The following is a 15,903-nucleotide window of genomic DNA, read 5'->3' on the forward strand; positions in this document are numbered from 1 at the left end:
GGACTTACTCAGCGGGGCTCCGCGCTGTCGGACTTTCGCAGGGCCCACTGTATGCCATCGAACCACAGCACACTCCGCAAGCCATACCGCAGTCTGCAGCCAGCTTGAGCGTGGTTGTGGGGCGCGATCCGCCGCATCTTGGCGTTGCCTGCCGAACTGGTCTGCAATCTCGCTCGAAGGCTCACCTCTGTGGCGGTCATGGACCGACGATTCGCGGGGCTGCTTCACTGCTTGACGGTCAACTCATTGTGGATGGAGTGTGCGCCTTCAGCGGCCCGCGCGGCGGTGAGGACGGCGTCGATCTGCGTCTGGCTTGCCACCGCACCCGTTAGCCGAACGTCGCCCTTGGTGGTGACGACTGTGATTTCCAGCCCCGCCAAACCAGGCTCTGTGTTCAGTGCAGATTTGACATGGGTCGTGGTGTCGGCGTCTGAAACGTTGGCGGCTGCGCTGGCAGCCTGGGCTTGCTTCGGACTCGCGGTGTCTGTTCCATTGCATGCGGTCAGCAACACCGCGCAGCAGGCGGTCAATAGAAAAACTTGGTGGATAGATTTCATGGGATTCTTTCGTGGGATGCGGGCAAGAGCAGGGCTGCGCTGCTTCGCTCGGTGTGCATTGAGGCACTGGCCGCCATCGCGACTTTCCGGTCGTCGGCTTGGTGAGCGTCATTTCGATGACCACCGCGATGACTGCAGCGGGTGTTACGCCGGCCGCACTGGCTGCCGAGTCGAATTCAATGACAGGAAGGGTTCAGGTCAGGTGACGCAGGTTGGTTTGGCGCGACGGCAACTGAGGATCGCCCGGGTGCTGCTCAAGCGCGTAGGGAACTGAAAAGAAGGCCACGGTAAACACGAAAAATAGTGTTGCGGCGATAGTTCGTGCGATGGGTTGGATAAAGTTCTTGAGGTCGGCGTTCATGGTGGATCCTTTGACGGCTGAAGATTGAAGGGGTTGAGGACCGTTTGCCTGCTTAGTCCTTGGAGCCATGTTGCAGGCGTGTGGCTGAACACACGCTGAACGGCCGCTTCTGCGGACCATCACCCTCGGATCGTGGCGATAGCGCCGACTACGGCTTGTCGATGCCCAATGAGCCTGCACGAGGGCGACCTGGCGACACACCACCGACCCATGATGTTCCAGGGGCCAGCGCTTCGCCGCCGTGCTCGCATCGCTGTCCCCTCAGATCCCAAACTTCCTCACCCGATAAGCCATCGTCGCCCGGCTTATCCCTAACAACCGCCCAGCCAGCGCCACATTTCCCCCTGCGCTCTGCAACGCCTGCCGCAGCATCTGCTCTTCCGCCTGGTGCAGCGGTGCCACCACCGGCGCTGCGGCTGGCGCTAGCGTCACACTGCCCCGCGCACTGACTGCCGCAGCGGCTTGCGGAGCCTGCATCGCAGCAGCCCCCCCACCCGCCACCCCCTGCGCATGCAATGTCCCCCCGCTGTTCCCCTGCAATTGCAGCGACATCACACCACCACCACTTTGCTCACCCCCCGCAAACAGGTGGTGCGGCTCAATCGGCTCCCCATCCGTCGCCAAGATCACCGCCCGCTCGATCAGGTTCTGCAACTCGCGGATGTTGCCGGGGAAGGGGTAGTGAAACATCGCCTTCACGGCAGCCTGGCTAAAGCCGGGCACCTGCCGTTGGTGCTTGCGCTGGTAGTGGGCCAAGAAGTGGCTCATCAGCAAGGGGATGTCGTCGCGACGGTCGCGCAGCGGGGGCAGGTGGATGGGGAAGACGTTGAGGCGGTAGAACAGGTCTTCGCGGAATGTGCCTTCGCGCACGGCCTGGCGCAGGTCCACGTTGGTGGCGGCCACCAGGCGCACGTCCACGCGCACGGTGCGGGTGCCGCCCACGCGCTCTACCTCGCCTTCCTGCAGTGCGCGCAGCAGCTTGCCCTGGGCCACCAGGCTGAGCGTGCCGATTTCGTCGAGGAAGAGGGTGCCGCCGTGTGCACGCTCAAAACGGCCGGGGCGCGACGTGCCTGCGCCGGTGTAGGCGCCGCGCTCCACGCCAAAGAGTTCGGATTCGACCAGTGTTTCGGGAATGGCCGCGCAGTTGATGGCCACAAAGGGCTGGCTGCTGCGCGGGCTGATGCGGTGGAGCATGCTGGCAAACATCTCTTTGCCTACGCCCGATTCGCCGGTGAACAGCACGGTGGCGGCGGTGGGGGCCACGCGCTGCAGCATGTGGCAGGCGGCGTTGAAGGCGGATGAGGCGCCGACCATGGTGGCGCTTGCCGTGGGGTCGGCAGCGGTGCTTGCATTGCTGGATGCCGCCTTGCCCGGTGGCACGCCCAGGTAGGTGGTGCGTGTCTTGGCCCGCGCGCCTTCTGGCATAGAGGTGGGCAGCGTTGCGGGCGGGGTGCCCACAAAGTCCTGGGCGTTCAGGTAGAACAGGTCTTGCTCGGGGTCATCCCACAGTTCGGCCGATTTGCCCACCACGCGGCAGTGCGCGGCGCCGGAGGATCGGCAGTCCACCTCACGGAAGACGATCATGCGGCCAAACAAGGTGCTGACGTAGCCGGTGGCGTAGCCCACCTGCATCCAGCACGCGGGCGAGCCGCCCACGCCGTAGGCGGCGATGTGTTCGTCGTCTTCGCTGGAGTTGTGCCAGATGAACTCGCCGTCGTATTCGCCCAGCTCGGCGTTGTAGCGGGCGTGCACCACCTCCACCTGCACCACGCCCTCCAGCGCGTGCAGGCGGGTGCCCGCCATGGCGGCGGCGGTGGGCTCGGCATCGGGCCACTGCTGGCGCACCAGGCGGGCGTCGCGCGCGCCGCTGACGTAGCCCGCGCGGGTCAGCAGGCCACGCGCCTTGTCCAGGCCAATGCTGTCGATCAGCTCGCGCCGCAGCGAGCCCAGGGCCTCGGAGTGCAGCAGGATCATGCGCTGGTCTTGCAGCCAGATACGCCCGTCGCCGGGGGAGAAGAACAGGCATTCGCTGATGTCGGCCACCGTGGGGTGGGTGTGCTGGCTGATGCCATGGGTGTCAAACCCGCCGAGGGCGCGGGGGGCTTCGGCAGGCATGGTGCCCAGCAATGCCTGGCCTTGGCCCACGGCGGTGCGGTGCAGGTCGGCCAGAGAGACGCGGCGCTTCGGCATGGGGGCCTCCGGTTGTGGATCAGAAAGTGATCAAAAAGTGATCATTTGATCAATCTTTGCAGTGCTATTTGTTTATGAATGGTAACTATTTGGCGGCAAAAAGTCGCCCATACCAGCCGTGTTTTGGCCTAGGGAAAGTCCGTAGCGCTCCCTCTCAAAAAGCCGGTGTTTCATGCGTTTTGGTGCTTGGTGGCAGGCGGGGCTGGTACGCCCGTTGCAATTTCAGACCACGCCGCTGCAGCCATGCGGTGGGTTTTGATTTCAACCAAGGAGCAATGCAATGGGTGTTTCAGAAAAACCAGGCCTGCTGGACAACCGCCTGTGGGCGGGCAAGGCCTTTGATGGTGAATGGTCTACCGCGCTGAGCACGGCGCGTGATGCGGTGGAGCCCGCTACGGGCCAGGTGTTCAGCCGCGTGGGCATTGCCAGTGCGGCAGACATGCAGGCTGCCATTGGCCGTGCGCAGCAGGCGCAGGCCGCGTGGGCGGCCACGGGGCCGCGCGAGCGTGCGGCGGTGTTCCACCGTGCGGCCAGCATTTTTGAGCAGCACTTTGACGAGCTGGCCATGACAGTCGCCCGCGAAACCGGCGGCATCGTGCCCAAGGGCCAGCACGAGGTGCGCGAGGCCATCACGCTGTGTCACCTGGCCGCAGCCTTGCCCATGCAGGCCCAGGGTCAGGTGCTGCCCAGCACGCCGGGGCGCTTGTCGATTGCGCGGCGTGTGCCGCATGGCGTGGTGGGCGTGATCTCGCCGTTCAACTTCCCGCTCATCCTGGGCTTGCGCTCGGTGGCCCCGGCGCTGGCGCTGGGCAATGCGGTGGTGCTCAAGCCCGACACGCGCACGCCAGTGAGCGGTGGCTTCATCATGGCCCGCGTGTTTGAAGAAGCGGGCCTGCCCAAGGGCCTGCTGCAGGTGGTGCCCGGCGATGCCGAGGCGGGCGAGGCGCTGGTGGTGGACGAGCGCGTGCCCATGATCGCCTTCACCGGCTCGCCCACGGTGGGCCGCCGCATTGGCGCGTTGGCCGGGCAGCATCTCAAGAAGGTGTCGCTGGAGCTGGGCGGCGCCAACAACCTCATCATTCTGGAAGACGCCGACCTGGACGCCGCCGCCAGCGCCGCCGCGTTTGGCGCGTGGTTCCACCAGGGGCAGATCTGCATGGCATCCAACCGCATCCTGGTGCACGAGTCGATTGCCGAAGGCATCCTGCAACGCATGGTGGGTAAGGCCACGCACCTGCCCGTGGGCGATGGCGCCAGCGGCCAAGTGGCCCTGGGGCCGATGATCGACGCCAAACAGCTGCAACGCTTCGACAAGCTCATCAAGGACAGCGTGGCCCAGGGCGCCAAGCTCGAAGCGGGCGGCACCTACGAAGGCCTTGGCTACAAGCCCACGGTGCTCTCGGGCGTCAAGCCCGGTATCCGTTCGTTTGACGAAGAGCCCTTTGGCCCGGTGGCCAACCTCGTCACCTTCCGCACCGACGATGAGGCCGTGCAGTTGGCCAACACCAGCCAGGGGGGCCTGGCTGCTGCTGTCATCAGCCCCAGCGTGGGCCGCGCCATGGCCATCGGCCAGCGGCTGCGCGCGGGCATGGTGCACATCAACGACCAGACAGTGAACGACGAGTGCACCAACCCTTTTGGCGGCCCTGGCGTGGGCGGCAACGGGGGCAGCGTGGGTGGTCCGGCGGACATTGATGAATACACGCAGTGGCAGTGGATCACCGTGAAGGACGCGCCACCCGCATTCCCGTTCTGACATCGCAAGCCCTCGGTGCGGTTGGGCCGCTCCGAGGGCTTGTGCCCCCCACAAAAATCAGGAGACAACTTTCATGACCCTACACAACAAAACCATCGTCGTCACCGGCTGCTGCTCCGGCATCGGCGCAGACTTTGCCAAGCTTGCCCGCCAGCAGGGCGCCCGCGTGATCGGTGTGGACCGCAATGCGCCCACGCTCACGCTCGACGGCTTTGTGCAGGTGGACCTGGGCGACCCGGCCGCCATCAACGATGCTGTGGCGCAACTGCCTGCCAAGGTGGATGCGCTGGCCAACATTGCGGGCGTGCCCGGCACATCGCCCGCCGAGCTGGTCGGCCGCGTCAACTACCTGGGCCTGCGGCACTTCACACACCGCGTGCTGGAACGCATGGGCGAGGGCGGCTCCATCGTCAATATCTCTTCCATCCTGGGGGCCGAGTGGCCCCAGCGCCTGGAGCTGCACCGCGCACTGGGCGCCACCACCAGCTTTGATGAGGGCGCGAAGTGGCTGGCCGCTCACCCCGTGGCGCAAGACACCTGCTACCAGTACTTCAAGGAAGCGCTGATCGTGTGGACCTACACCCAGTCGCAAAAGATCTTCCTGGAGCGCGGCGTGCGCATGAACTGCGTGGCCCCAGGCCCCGTGTTCACGCCCATCCTGGGCGACTTTGTACAGATGCTGGGCCAGGAGCGGGTGGAGAAAGACGCGCACCGCATGAAGCGCCCGGCGTTCAGTGACGAAGTGGCGCCGGTGATTGCCTTCCTGTGCAGCGACGCGGCACGCTGGGTGAGCGGCATCAACCTGCCGGTGGATGGCGGGCTCGCCTCTACCTACCTCTGAGCGAAGGGGCCACACATGTCCGCACAACAGCTTGAGGCCATCTTGCAGATGGCCGCGCAAAACCCGCCGCCACCACAAGCCACCCCCGCGCAGCTGCGTGCGTGGTTTGACGCCAGCAACTCGCGAATGCCCCTGGCCCAGGGGCTTCCCATCCAGACGCTGCGCATCCCCAACGGGGCGGGCGGCACCATGGCGGCGGAGCTGCTGAGCACGCCGCAGGCGGACCCCCGCAGGCTGGTCATCTACTACCACGCGGGTGGCTTTGTGTTCGGCTCGCTCACATCACACCGGGCGCTGTGCTCGTACCTGGCGCAGTTCAGCGGCGCACAGGTGCTGAACGTGGACTACCGCCTGGCACCAGAGCACCCGGCCCCCGCAGCACACGACGATGCGCTGGCGGCCTACCAGTGGGCGCTGGCCAACGGCTATGCCGCTTCGGCCATCGCGCTGATGGGTGACTCGGCGGGCGGTAACCTGGCCTTGTCCACGGCAGTGCGTGCCCGCAACCAGGGCCTGCCCCTGCCTGCGGCCATCGTGGCCTTGTCGCCCGCGCTGGACCTGGCGTCCGAAGGTGCGTCCCACCACACGGTGGACGACCCGTTCATCACGCGCGAGCTCATGGGCTTTTTCAACGCCATGTACGTGCCCGGTGGCGATGTGCGTTCACCCACAGTCACGCCGTTCTACAGCGCCGATCTGCAAGGGTTGCCCCCTGTGCAACTGCAAGTGGGCGGCTGGGAACGCCTGCGCGACGACGCCGTGACCATGGCCGCCCGCTTGAAGGCGGCGGGCGTGCAAGCGGACTGCACCGTGTGGGACGGCATGGTGCATTGCTGGCAGCTGTTTGCGCCCGCGCTGGATGAAGCGCTGGCCTCGCTGGAGCAGGCGGGCCGGTTCATTGCCGCGCACCAGCGCACGGCGATGGCAGCTGCTGCATAGCGCAGCGGCGTCCTCCAACCCCAACCACCCCAAGGGCCGACGCATCGGCCGCGCCCCACCGGCACAGGCCGGGGCGCGAGCCTGCGCGCCACCCAGCCATGGCCTGCGCGGAGCCACAGAAAACCGATCGACATAACAACGAGGAGACAAACGACATGAAAACACTGCAGAGACTGAAAGCATCGCCCCCCAAAACAAGCCGCCTCGCCGCGCTCGCCCTGGCCAGCACGCTGGGTGCAGCGGCCTTCGCCACCGAGGGCGGGGGCTCCACCTACCCGCTGGGCACTGAGAACTTCGTGGCAGGCGCTGCGCCGCCGCCCGGGCTGTATGTGCTGGAGTACGTCAACTACTACACCACCAGCCGCGTGAACGATGGCCAGGGCAACGCCGTGCCCATCCCCGGTTTCAAGGTGCGGGCCGCCGCCGCTGCCACGCGCCTGATCTGGATCACCCCCCAGCAGGCGCTGGGCGGCCATGTGGCGGCCCACGCCATCTTCCCGCTGGTGGACCTGTCGGTGCGAGCCGGGGGCGCGAGCGATTCGCGCACCGGACTGGGCGATGTGACGGTGGGGGGCTCGGTGGCCTGGCACCACTCCCCGCAGCTTCACAGCGTGCTGGGGCTCGATGCCGTGCTGCCCACCGGGGCGTATGACCGCACGCGCCAGGCCAACATTGGGCGCAACTACCTGTCGCTGCAGCCCCTGGGCGTGCTGACCTGGATGGACCCCAGCGGCTTCAACGGCGACGTGAAGGCCACCCTCAACTTCAACCGCACCAACAGCGACACCAACTACCGCTCGGGCCGTGAACTCATCGTGGACTACGCCGCAGGCTGGGGCCTGGGCAATGGCTGGGTAGTGGGTGTGGGCGGCTATGTCTACCGGCAGTGGAGCGACGACAAGGTGGGCGGTGTGGCGCTGGCGGGATCGCGTGGCCGCAGCCAGTCCATCGGCCCCTCGGTGCGCTATGCCAATGGCAAGGGCTGGCTCATCACCGCCAAGGTCGAGAAGGAGTTCGGCGTGCGCAACCGCGCCCAGGGCTCGCAGTTCTGGCTCAAGACCACCATCCCTTTCTGAAATTTCAACGAATCGCTGGAGACATATTCCATGACAACCAACACTCCTGAATCCACTGTGGCCGCCTCAGACATTGCGCAGGTCGTATCCTGCACCATCTCGCGCCGTGGGCTAATCGCTGCTGCAGGCGCTGGTGGCCTGGCGCTGGGCGCCGGCCCGCTGTGGGCCCAGGCGGCCGGTGCCGCGCCCGTGCTCAAGGTGGGCTTCATCAGCCCCCGCACCGGCCCGCTGGGCGCGCTGGGCGAGACCGACACCTTCATCCTGGCCCAGGTGCGCAAAACGCTGGCGGCGGGCCTGACCATTGGCGGCGTGAAGTACGCGGTGGAGATCCTGGACCGCGACACGCAGTCGGACCCGGCCCGCGCCAGCCAGTTGGCCAAGGCGCTGATCAACAGCGACAAGATCGACCTCATGCTCACCACCACCACACCCGAAACGGTGAACCCGGTGTCGGATGCGTGCGAGGCGGCGGGCGTGCCCTGCCTGTCTACGGTGATGCCGTGGGAGGCCTGGTACTTTGGCCGGGGCGCCAAGCCCGGCGCGCCATCGCCCTTCAAGTGGACGTACCACTTCTCGTTTGGCGGCGGCAGCTTCACCACGTCGTACACGTCGCAGTTCGCGGCGTTGCCCACCAACAAGAAGATCGGCGTGCTGTACCCCAACGATGCCGATGGCAACGCGATTCGCGCCACGCTGGCGCCTGAGCTGGCCAAAGCGGGCTTCACCGTGGTGGACGCAGGGCCGTATGAGAACGGCACCACCGACTACTCTGCACAGATCGCCAAGTTCAAGGCCGAGCGCTGCGAGATCTTCAACACCTTCCCCATTCCGCCGGACTTCGCCACCTTCTGGCGGCAGGCGGCGCAGCAGGGCTACACGCGCATGGTGAAGATCGCGCAGATCGCCAAGACGGGCCTGGTGCCCTCGCAGGTGGAGGCCCTGGGGCCGCTGGCGATCAACCTGGGTGCAGGGTGCTTCTGGCACAAGAGCTTTCCCTACGCGTCAGCGCTCACAGGCCTCACGGGCGTGCAGCTGGCCGATGCGTACGAGGCCAGCACCGGCAAGCAGTGGACACAGATGCTGGGCTCCACCATGTCGCTGTTCGATGCAGGCACCGAGGCGCTGAAAGCCAGCACCAACCCGCGCGACAAGGCGGCGCTGGCCAAGGCCATCAGCACGCTCAAGGCCACCACCATGCAAGGCCCGGTGGACTTTGCCAAGGGGCCTGTGCCCAACGTGTCGGTGACACCGGTGGTGGGCGCGCAGTGGGTCAAGCCCGCAGGGGGCAGCAAGTTCAAGCTCGACCTCCTCGTCACCGAGAACGCCACCGACCGCAACATCCCCGTGGCGGCGGCGCTCAAGTCCTACAGCTGATCTCCATGCGACTTCCACAACCCCTTTGGAGCCCGTCAGCGGGCGGGCCGCAGCAGCAGCCGTTGCTGCTGCAGGCGCAGGGCATCGACATGCGGTTTGGTGCGCTCAAAGTGCTGGACCGGCTCGATTTTTCAGTGGGCAGTGACGAGGCCGTGGGCATTGTCGGGCCCAACGGTGCGGGCAAGACCACGCTGCTGAACGTGTTGGCCGGAGCGTATGCGCCAAGCCAGGGCGCCGTGTGGTTCCAGGGTGTGGATGTGAGCGCCCGCAGCGCGGCAGACCGCTGCCGCGCAGGCATCGCACGAACGCACCAGGTGCCTCGGCCGTTCCTGGGCATGACGGTGTTTGAAAACGTGCTCACCGGCGCCACGCATGGCGCGGGCCTGCACGCCCGCGATGCGGGTGACCGGGCCATGGAGTGCCTGCGCCTGTGTGGCATGGAAGCGCTGGCCAATCGCCGTGCAGAGACGCTGGGCCTGCTCGGCCGCAAGCGGCTGGAGCTGGTGCGGGCGCTGGCCACCGGCCCCCAGGTGCTGCTGCTCGACGAGATCGGCGGCGGGCTGACCGATGCTGAGGCCAGTGAACTGGTGGACCTGGTGCACACCCTTCGCAGCCAGCGCATCGCCATCGTCTGGATCGAACACATGGTGCATGTGCTGCTGCAAGTGGCAACGCGCCTGGTGTGCATGGACGGCGGACGGATCATTGCCAGCGGCGACCCGCAGGCCGTGCTGAACGATGCCACCGTGGTCGAGGCCTATCTGGGCGGGGTGGTCGCATGAGCGCTTTGTTGAGCATTGAGGGCCTGAACGCCCACCACGGGCAGCTGCCTGCCGTGCGCAATGTGTCGCTGCAGGTGCACACGAGCGACGTCCTGGCCCTGGTGGGGGCCAACGGCGCGGGCAAGACCACGCTGCTGCGCACGCTGGCCGGCGCCCACCGCGCCAGCAGCGGCACGGTGCGGTGGGAGGGCGTGGACATCACGCGCCTGCCCGCCCACCAACGCGTGGCCGAGGGCCTGGCCCTGGTGCCCGAGGGGCGGCGCCTGTTTGCGGGCATGACGGTGCGCGAAAACCTGCTGGTGGCCCGCGCGGCGGGGCGGCGCGGGCAGTGGAGTTTTGACACCGTGCTGGACGCTTTCCCGCAGCTGGCCCCCAAGCTGAATGCCAAGGCGGGCGAACTGTCGGGCGGGCAGCAGCAGGCCGTGGCCATTGGCCGTGCGCTCATGACCAACCCGCGCGTGTTGCTGCTCGACGAGGTCTCGCTGGGCCTGTCGCCCCTGGCCGTGCAGGGCGTGTACGACGCGCTGCGTGGCGTGGTGGGGCAGGGCACTACGCTGGTATTGGTAGAGCAGGACCTGCAGCGCGTGCAGGCCGTGGCCAGCCGCATCGTGTGCATGCTGGAAGGCAGCGTGGTGGCCGATGCGCCCGCCGACCAGCTCACCCGCGCGCAGATCACCGCGTTTTACTTTGGCGCGCAGCGGCCCGAGGCCGCCCATGACGTCAGCAACGTCCGCCATGCCTACAAGGAGGCCGCATGAACCTGCTGAATCAAATCATTCAAGGGCTGCTGCTCGGCGGCTACTACGCCTTGCTCGCCTGCGGCCTGTCGTTCATGTTCGGGGTGATGCGCATCATCAACCTGGCCCACGGCAGCCTGACGGTGGTGGCGGCCTACCTGCTGTGGGTGCTGGCCGAACCGATGGGCTGGCACCCGCTGCTGGCCCTGCTGGCGGTGGTGCCTGCCATGGCGCTGCTGGGCTGGCTGCTGCACAAGCTGGTGCTGGAGCGCAGCGCGCGCCTGGGCGCGCTGGTGCCGCTGCTGGCCACGTTCGGCCTGGCCAGCGTGATCGACAACGTGCTGTTCCAGCACTTTGGCGCCGACACGCGGTCGCTGGCCACGTCCATCGGCACGCTGGCGTATGACAGCTGGGAGCTGCCCGGCGGCCTGTATGTGGGGCGGTTGCCCACCCTGGTGCTGGTACTGGCCGTGCTGCTGCTGGGCGGCCTGCAAGCCATGCTGGCGCACACGGCGCTCGGGAGGCAGATCCGCGCAGCGTCGGAAGACGCCGACACCGCGCGCCTGGTGGGCGTGCGCACCGGCACGGTGTTTGCGGCGGCCTCGGCCATCACCATGGTCACCGTCACGCTGGCCGGGGCGTCGCTGGCCCTGCGCGCCACGTTCGATCCGTTCTCGGGCCCGCAGCAGCTGATCTTTGCGTTTGAGGCCGTGATCATCGGCGGCGCCGGATCCCTGTGGGGCACCTTGCTGGGCGGCGTGGTGCTGGGCGTGGCGCAGAACCTGGGGGCGCAGGTGCATCCCCAGGGGTTTCTCATCGCCGGGCACGCCACCTTTTTGGTCATCCTGCTGGCCCGGCTCTACGCGAGCGGTGCGCTGCGCATGTTCTTCTCCTCCCGCCGCAGGGCTGTGCCATGACTGTTCCAACGATCTCTGTTCCCTCCGCAATCACGGGCCCATCCCCATGGGTCATCCAGCGATGGACGCGCGCGTCCATCGCCTTCGCCAGCGCCACCGTGCTGCTGTTGGCCGTGCTTTGCCTGGGGCCGCTGTGGCTGCAGGCGGGCACGGTGGACAGGCTCACCACACTGTTCATCTACGTGATCCTGGCCGTGATGTGGAACGCTTTGGCGGGCTACGCCGGGCTGGTGTCGATTGGCCACCAGACGTTCTTTGGCCTCGGGGCCTACGCCATGGTGCGGCTGGCCGATGCGGGCCTGGGGCCCTACCCCGCGCTGCTGGTGGGTGCCGTTCTGGTGGCGCTGGCGGCGGTGCCGCTGGCGGCTTTCATGCTGCGGCTGCAGGGTGGCGAGTTCGCCATCGGCATGTGGGTGGTGGCCGCGCTGGCCCACCTGTGTGTGAACCTCGATAGTCTGGTGCAGGGAGAGACGGGCACCTCGATGATCGCGCTGCAGCAGTACGCGGCCGACGACCGGCGTGCCTATACCTACTGGGCGGCTCTCGCTGCGATGGCGGGGCTGTGCTGGGTGGTCTTCCTGCTTTTGCGCAGCAAGGTGGGCACGGCCGCGCAGGCGATTCGTGACAACGAGGTGGCAGCCATCTCGCTCGGCGTGCGCGTGGTCGCCATCAAGCGGCTGGTGTTTGTGCTGTCGGCCTTTGGCTGCGCCCTGGCGGGCGGCCTGTGGCTCGCCACGTCCATCAGCTTTCAGCCCAAGACCTATTTCAGCGTGCAGTGGACGGCCTACATGATATTCATGGTGTTGGTGGGGGGGATAGGCACCATGGAAGGCCCCATCCTTGGCGCGCTGCTTTTCTTTGCGGTAGAGACTGCGTGGGGCGGGCAGGGTGTGCTGTACCTCATCGGCCTGGGCGCCATTGCCATGCTGTTTGCGCTGTTTTTGCCCAAGGGCATATGGGGGGCGGTGCAGCAGCGCTGGGATTTGCACTTGCTGTCGGCGGGGTACCGGGTGCGCTCGCGGGCGCCGCACAAGGTCGATGCGGGTCGGGCCGCCGCAGGAGCGGGTACGAGTGAGGGGCACACATAGTCACGGACCGCTGAGCTTTGGTCCGTGCCGCGCTCAGCGCTCGTCCTGCGACTCCCCGTTGGACAGCCCCGCCGCCAGCGCCTCAAACACCACCCGAATCCGCCGCGAGGTGCGCAGCTCGCGGTGGGACACCAGCCAGATGGGAAAGCGCACTGGCGGCAGGTCGTCCAGCACCCGGACCATGCCCGGCGTCTTGCGGGCGATCTCGGTCATCATGGCGCCAATGCCCATGCCCTGGCACACCAGCGCCCAGTGGGCCACGGTGTGATCGGAGTAGCAGCTGAAGTTGTCCTCGCTCAGGTTCAGCCCGTGCAGGCGCAGGTACGCCAGGTATTGGCCATTGCGGTCTGAGCCCACAAAGGGCAGGCGTGCGGCCTCCTGTGCGTTGTGTGGATGGCCGTGGGCCCGGACCCAGTCCTCTGAGGCGTAGAAGTAGGCCTGTGCCTCACGGATCAGGCGAGCGATCAGGTCGGGCTGCTCGGGCTTGACGTGGCGGATGGCAATGTCGGCCTCCCGGCGCAGCAGGTCGCTCAGCGCGTTGGACGAGATCACTTCGACGGCAATGCCTGGCTCCTGCGCGCGCAGGTGCTGCACGATGGGCGGCAGCAGGTAGGCGGCCACGGCGTCGGTGGCCGACACCGACACCACGCCCCCTACCGCTTGCGACCGCCCGCTAGCCGCCAAGCCCAGCGCCTCGGCGGCAGCGCCCATGGCGCGGGCGTGTTCCAACAGGTCCAGCCCCGTGGGCGTGAGCACCATGGCCTTGCCCACGCGCTCGAACAGCGTCACCCCCATCTGCTGCTCAATGGCGGCCACCTGCCGGCTCAGGGTGGGCTGGGTCAGGCCCAGCTTGCGCGCGGCGGCAGACAGTGAGCCGGTCTGGGCCGTTTGCAGAAAGGCTTTTAGCTGATTCCAGTCGAGGTTATCCATGCGTAAACGTATATGTTCACTGCAATTTACCGCAGTTTCCTGCGCTTCAATGCATGGATAGCATCCGGGTGTTGCTCCTTCCTGCATTCCACCGCGTCAGCACTTCCCCCGAACCGTATCCATGTCTTTGCCCGCCATTGCTCCCGCCTCCAGCGCTTCTCCCTCTGCGGTCCGTTCGGCTGCGGCATCCCAAGCGCGGTTTTGGGACCGCATCGCGCCCAAGTACGCAGCCGACCCCATTGCCGACCTGGCGGGGTATGAGGCCACACTGCAGCGCGTGCAGGGCCTGCTGTCCACCCAGCATGACGTGCTGGAGATTGGCTGCGGCACGGGAAGCACGGCCCTGCGCCTGGCGCCTTTCACCCGCAGCTTGCTGGCCACTGATGTCTCGCCCGCGATGATTGCCATTGCCCACCAGCGGCTGGCCGCGCAGCCCTCGCCACAGCTGAGTTTTGCCGTGGCCGACGCCGAGGCCGCGGCCTTTGGGCAGGCGGCGTACGACGCGGTGCTGGCCTTCAACGTGCTGCACCTGGCGAGCGACCTCGACGATGCGCTGAAGCAGGTGGTGCAGGTGCTGCGGCCGGGTGGGTTGCTGATCTCCAAGACAGCTTGCCTTGCCGAGATGAACCCGCTGATTCCCTACCTGGCCGTGCCGCTGATGCGCGCCATTGGCAAGGCCCCGCCCGTGCTGTGTTTTGGCGAACAGCGGCTGCAGTCGGCCATGGTGCAGCAGGGCTTGCAGATCGTCTGCGCCGAGCGGCATGGCACGCGCGGCAAGGACATCCGCGCCTTTGTCGTGGCCCGCAAACCGGGCTGATCTTTCCTCCTCCTTTCACCGCAACGCATGCGGCCCTTTTGGGGGCGCAGGGAGTTGTTTTGCCTGCTGGTTTTTGCCGAGCCGTTTTGTTCATTCCCCATTGATCCCAAGGAGCCTGTCATGTCTGTTTCTTCCCATTCATCGCACCGCACCCGCTTTGTTCGCTGGTCTGCGGGGGCGCTGACCCTGGCGCTCTTCGCTGGTTGCGCTTCCACCCTCGACCAGTCGGGCCTGGAGCAGCGCACCGCGCAAGCCATCGGGCGGACTGCCGGCCAGTTCACCATCACCGACCGCCAGGAGGAAACCGGTGGCCGCGTCAACTACACCGTCAACACCCGCGACGGCGCCACCTACCGGTGTTACGTGTACGGCGCCACAGGCTTTCAGAAGGCCATGAGCTTTGGGCAAACACCCCATTCCGACGCCATCTGCACAGCCATGGTGGGCAGCGCGGGCAACAGTAGCAACCCGGCACCAGCGGCGGCCGCAGAGCAGCGGGGCCGCAGTGCGGGCAAGGAGTGCAATGCGCTGCTGCGCACGGCGGGGCGCTGCTGAATGCTGTCGGGCAGCCGCTTTATCCCTCCCGCCTTCCACGGCCCCGCAAACCAGACAGCATGAAAGGATGGCGCTGGGCCGGCATGCTGCTGGCGCTTGTTTTGAGCGGCTGCGCCACGGTGCCGGGCACAACCACCGACATCGTGGGTGGGCGCCAGGTGGAGTTCGTTCTGGCAGGGCAGGGGGCACCCGTGGTGGTGTTCGAGAACGGGCTGGGGGCCACAATGGACTGGTGGTCCAAGGTCTGGCCTGACGCCATGGCGGAAAGCCGGTCGTTCGCCTACCACCGTGCGGGCTATGGCCACAGCGATGCGTCTGCGCAGCCGCGCGATGGCACCCATGTGGTGGAGGAGTTGAGGGCGTTGTTGCAGGCCCGCAACCTTCCCCCGCCGTATGTTCTGGTGGGGCATTCGCTGGGTGGCCTGTACATGCAGCTGTTCGCGCGCAAGCACCCTAGCGAGGTGGCGGCACTGGTGCTGGTGGACTCGACCCATCCCGACCAAGTCAAAGGTGCTGGCAACCCGGAGCACTGGCCCACGTGGCTGAAAGTGGTGTTCCGAGCAACCACATCGGACACGGCCAAGCAGGAGTTGGCAGCGCTAGATGCTACGGGCAACCAAGTGTCCAACCTGCCAGTGGACCCGTCCGTGCCCGTGTGGGTGCTCAGCGCATTGCGCGCCACAGGTGCGCCTTCTGCGTTGGCCGACGATGCCAACCGAAAGCGGGCCGACATCGCGCACCTGTACCCGGGCTCCACCCAGGTGTGGGTGGACAGCGGCCACGGCATTCCGCTGGAGAAGCCCGAGGCCGTGGTCGGCGCGGTTCGAGAGGCGGTGCGTGCCACCCGTGCATCCCGCGATGCGCAGAAGGCGCAGTAGCAGCCTGTGCCGGATGCCGCCATGGTGGGGCGCCCCTGTGGGTCGTGGCCCTAACCGAGTGTGAACTTGACGGGTGACCTTGAGCTACAGGGATTGCACTGGATA

16 protein-coding genes are annotated in these 15,903 nt (G+C 66.8%); 12 read left to right on the forward strand and 4 right to left on the reverse strand.

Features of this window, described 5'->3' with window-relative positions; all coding sequences use genetic code 11:
- Positions 1–224 precede the first annotated feature (224 nt).
- The 3 genes from C8C94_RS02280 to C8C94_RS02285 form a co-directional block, all read right to left on the reverse strand.
- Positions 225–557: a BON domain-containing protein gene (locus C8C94_RS02280; RefSeq protein ID WP_121419572.1), complete on the reverse strand. Its 333-nt coding sequence runs from the start codon at positions 555–557 to the stop codon at positions 225–227.
- A 193-nt stretch (positions 558–750) separates the two neighbouring features.
- Positions 751–918, reverse strand: coding sequence for a hypothetical protein (locus tag C8C94_RS25575; protein ID WP_156358902.1), 168 nt, complete (start codon positions 916–918; stop codon positions 751–753).
- Positions 919–1,179: 261 nt separating this feature from the next.
- The gene (locus C8C94_RS02285) at positions 1,180–3,108 is read right to left on the reverse strand and encodes a sigma-54-dependent Fis family transcriptional regulator (RefSeq protein WP_121419573.1); all 1,929 of its coding nucleotides are present in this window, start codon (positions 3,106–3,108) and stop codon (positions 1,180–1,182) included.
- A 280-nt stretch (positions 3,109–3,388) separates the two neighbouring features.
- Between C8C94_RS02285 and C8C94_RS02290 the strand changes: the two genes are divergently transcribed.
- The 9 genes from C8C94_RS02290 (at position 3,389) to C8C94_RS02330 (ending at position 12,618) form a co-directional block, all read left to right on the forward strand.
- Positions 3,389–4,864 carry a benzaldehyde dehydrogenase gene (locus tag C8C94_RS02290; protein ID WP_121419574.1) on the forward strand — a complete coding sequence of 492 codons (1,476 nt, stop codon included), beginning with the start codon at positions 3,389–3,391 and terminating at the stop codon, positions 4,862–4,864.
- Positions 4,865–4,937: 73 nt separating this feature from the next.
- On the forward strand, positions 4,938–5,705 hold the full coding sequence (locus C8C94_RS02295) for a coniferyl-alcohol dehydrogenase (protein ID WP_121419575.1): 768 nt from the start codon (positions 4,938–4,940) through the stop codon (positions 5,703–5,705).
- 15 nt (positions 5,706–5,720) lie between these two features.
- A complete protein-coding gene (locus C8C94_RS02300) occupies positions 5,721–6,644 on the forward strand; it encodes an alpha/beta hydrolase (protein WP_121419576.1) in 924 nt (307 codons plus the stop codon).
- A 155-nt stretch (positions 6,645–6,799) separates the two neighbouring features.
- A complete protein-coding gene (locus tag C8C94_RS02305; RefSeq protein WP_082437251.1) occupies positions 6,800–7,720 on the forward strand; it encodes a transporter in 921 nt (306 codons plus the stop codon).
- A 30-nt stretch (positions 7,721–7,750) separates the two neighbouring features.
- On the forward strand, positions 7,751–9,094 hold the full coding sequence (locus C8C94_RS02310) for an ABC transporter substrate-binding protein (RefSeq protein WP_121419577.1): 1,344 nt from the start codon (positions 7,751–7,753) through the stop codon (positions 9,092–9,094).
- Positions 9,095–9,099: 5 nt separating this feature from the next.
- Entirely contained in the window at positions 9,100–9,876 is a 777-nt protein-coding gene (locus tag C8C94_RS02315) for an ABC transporter ATP-binding protein (protein WP_233573362.1), read from the forward strand.
- Positions 9,873–10,634 carry an ABC transporter ATP-binding protein gene (locus tag C8C94_RS02320; protein ID WP_121419578.1) on the forward strand — a complete coding sequence of 254 codons (762 nt, stop codon included), beginning with the start codon at positions 9,873–9,875 and terminating at the stop codon, positions 10,632–10,634. Before C8C94_RS02315 ends, C8C94_RS02320 begins: the two co-directional genes overlap by 4 nt.
- Positions 10,631–11,530, forward strand: a complete 900-nt coding sequence (locus C8C94_RS02325) for a branched-chain amino acid ABC transporter permease (protein WP_199731161.1) — start codon at positions 10,631–10,633, stop codon at positions 11,528–11,530. The genes C8C94_RS02320 and C8C94_RS02325 overlap by 4 nt, the downstream gene beginning before the upstream one ends.
- Entirely contained in the window at positions 11,527–12,618 is a 1,092-nt protein-coding gene (locus C8C94_RS02330; protein WP_233573363.1) for a branched-chain amino acid ABC transporter permease, read from the forward strand. The genes C8C94_RS02325 and C8C94_RS02330 overlap by 4 nt, the downstream gene beginning before the upstream one ends.
- A 33-nt stretch (positions 12,619–12,651) precedes the next feature.
- Here C8C94_RS02330 and C8C94_RS02335 read toward each other — a convergent pair whose 3' ends face one another.
- Positions 12,652–13,548 carry a LysR family transcriptional regulator gene (locus C8C94_RS02335; RefSeq protein ID WP_121419579.1) on the reverse strand — a complete coding sequence of 299 codons (897 nt, stop codon included), beginning with the start codon at positions 13,546–13,548 and terminating at the stop codon, positions 12,652–12,654.
- Positions 13,549–13,669: 121 nt separating this feature from the next.
- On the opposite strand from C8C94_RS02335, the gene C8C94_RS02340 reads away from it, so the two are divergent.
- From C8C94_RS02340 to C8C94_RS02350, 3 genes are all read left to right on the forward strand, one after another.
- Positions 13,670–14,365 carry a class I SAM-dependent methyltransferase gene (locus C8C94_RS02340; protein WP_055393594.1) on the forward strand — a complete coding sequence of 232 codons (696 nt, stop codon included), beginning with the start codon at positions 13,670–13,672 and terminating at the stop codon, positions 14,363–14,365.
- A 120-nt stretch (positions 14,366–14,485) separates the two neighbouring features.
- Positions 14,486–14,920 carry a hypothetical protein gene (locus tag C8C94_RS02345; protein WP_233573364.1) on the forward strand — a complete coding sequence of 145 codons (435 nt, stop codon included), beginning with the start codon at positions 14,486–14,488 and terminating at the stop codon, positions 14,918–14,920.
- Positions 14,921–14,979: 59 nt separating this feature from the next.
- Positions 14,980–15,798 (forward strand): alpha/beta fold hydrolase, encoded by an 819-nt coding sequence (locus tag C8C94_RS02350; RefSeq protein WP_121419580.1) that lies wholly within the window; start codon positions 14,980–14,982, stop codon positions 15,796–15,798.
- Positions 15,799–15,903: the final 105 nt, after the last annotated feature.

The organism is Acidovorax sp. 94 (assembly GCF_003634645.1).
GTDB lineage: Bacteria > Pseudomonadota > Gammaproteobacteria > Burkholderiales > Burkholderiaceae_C > Acidovorax > Acidovorax facilis.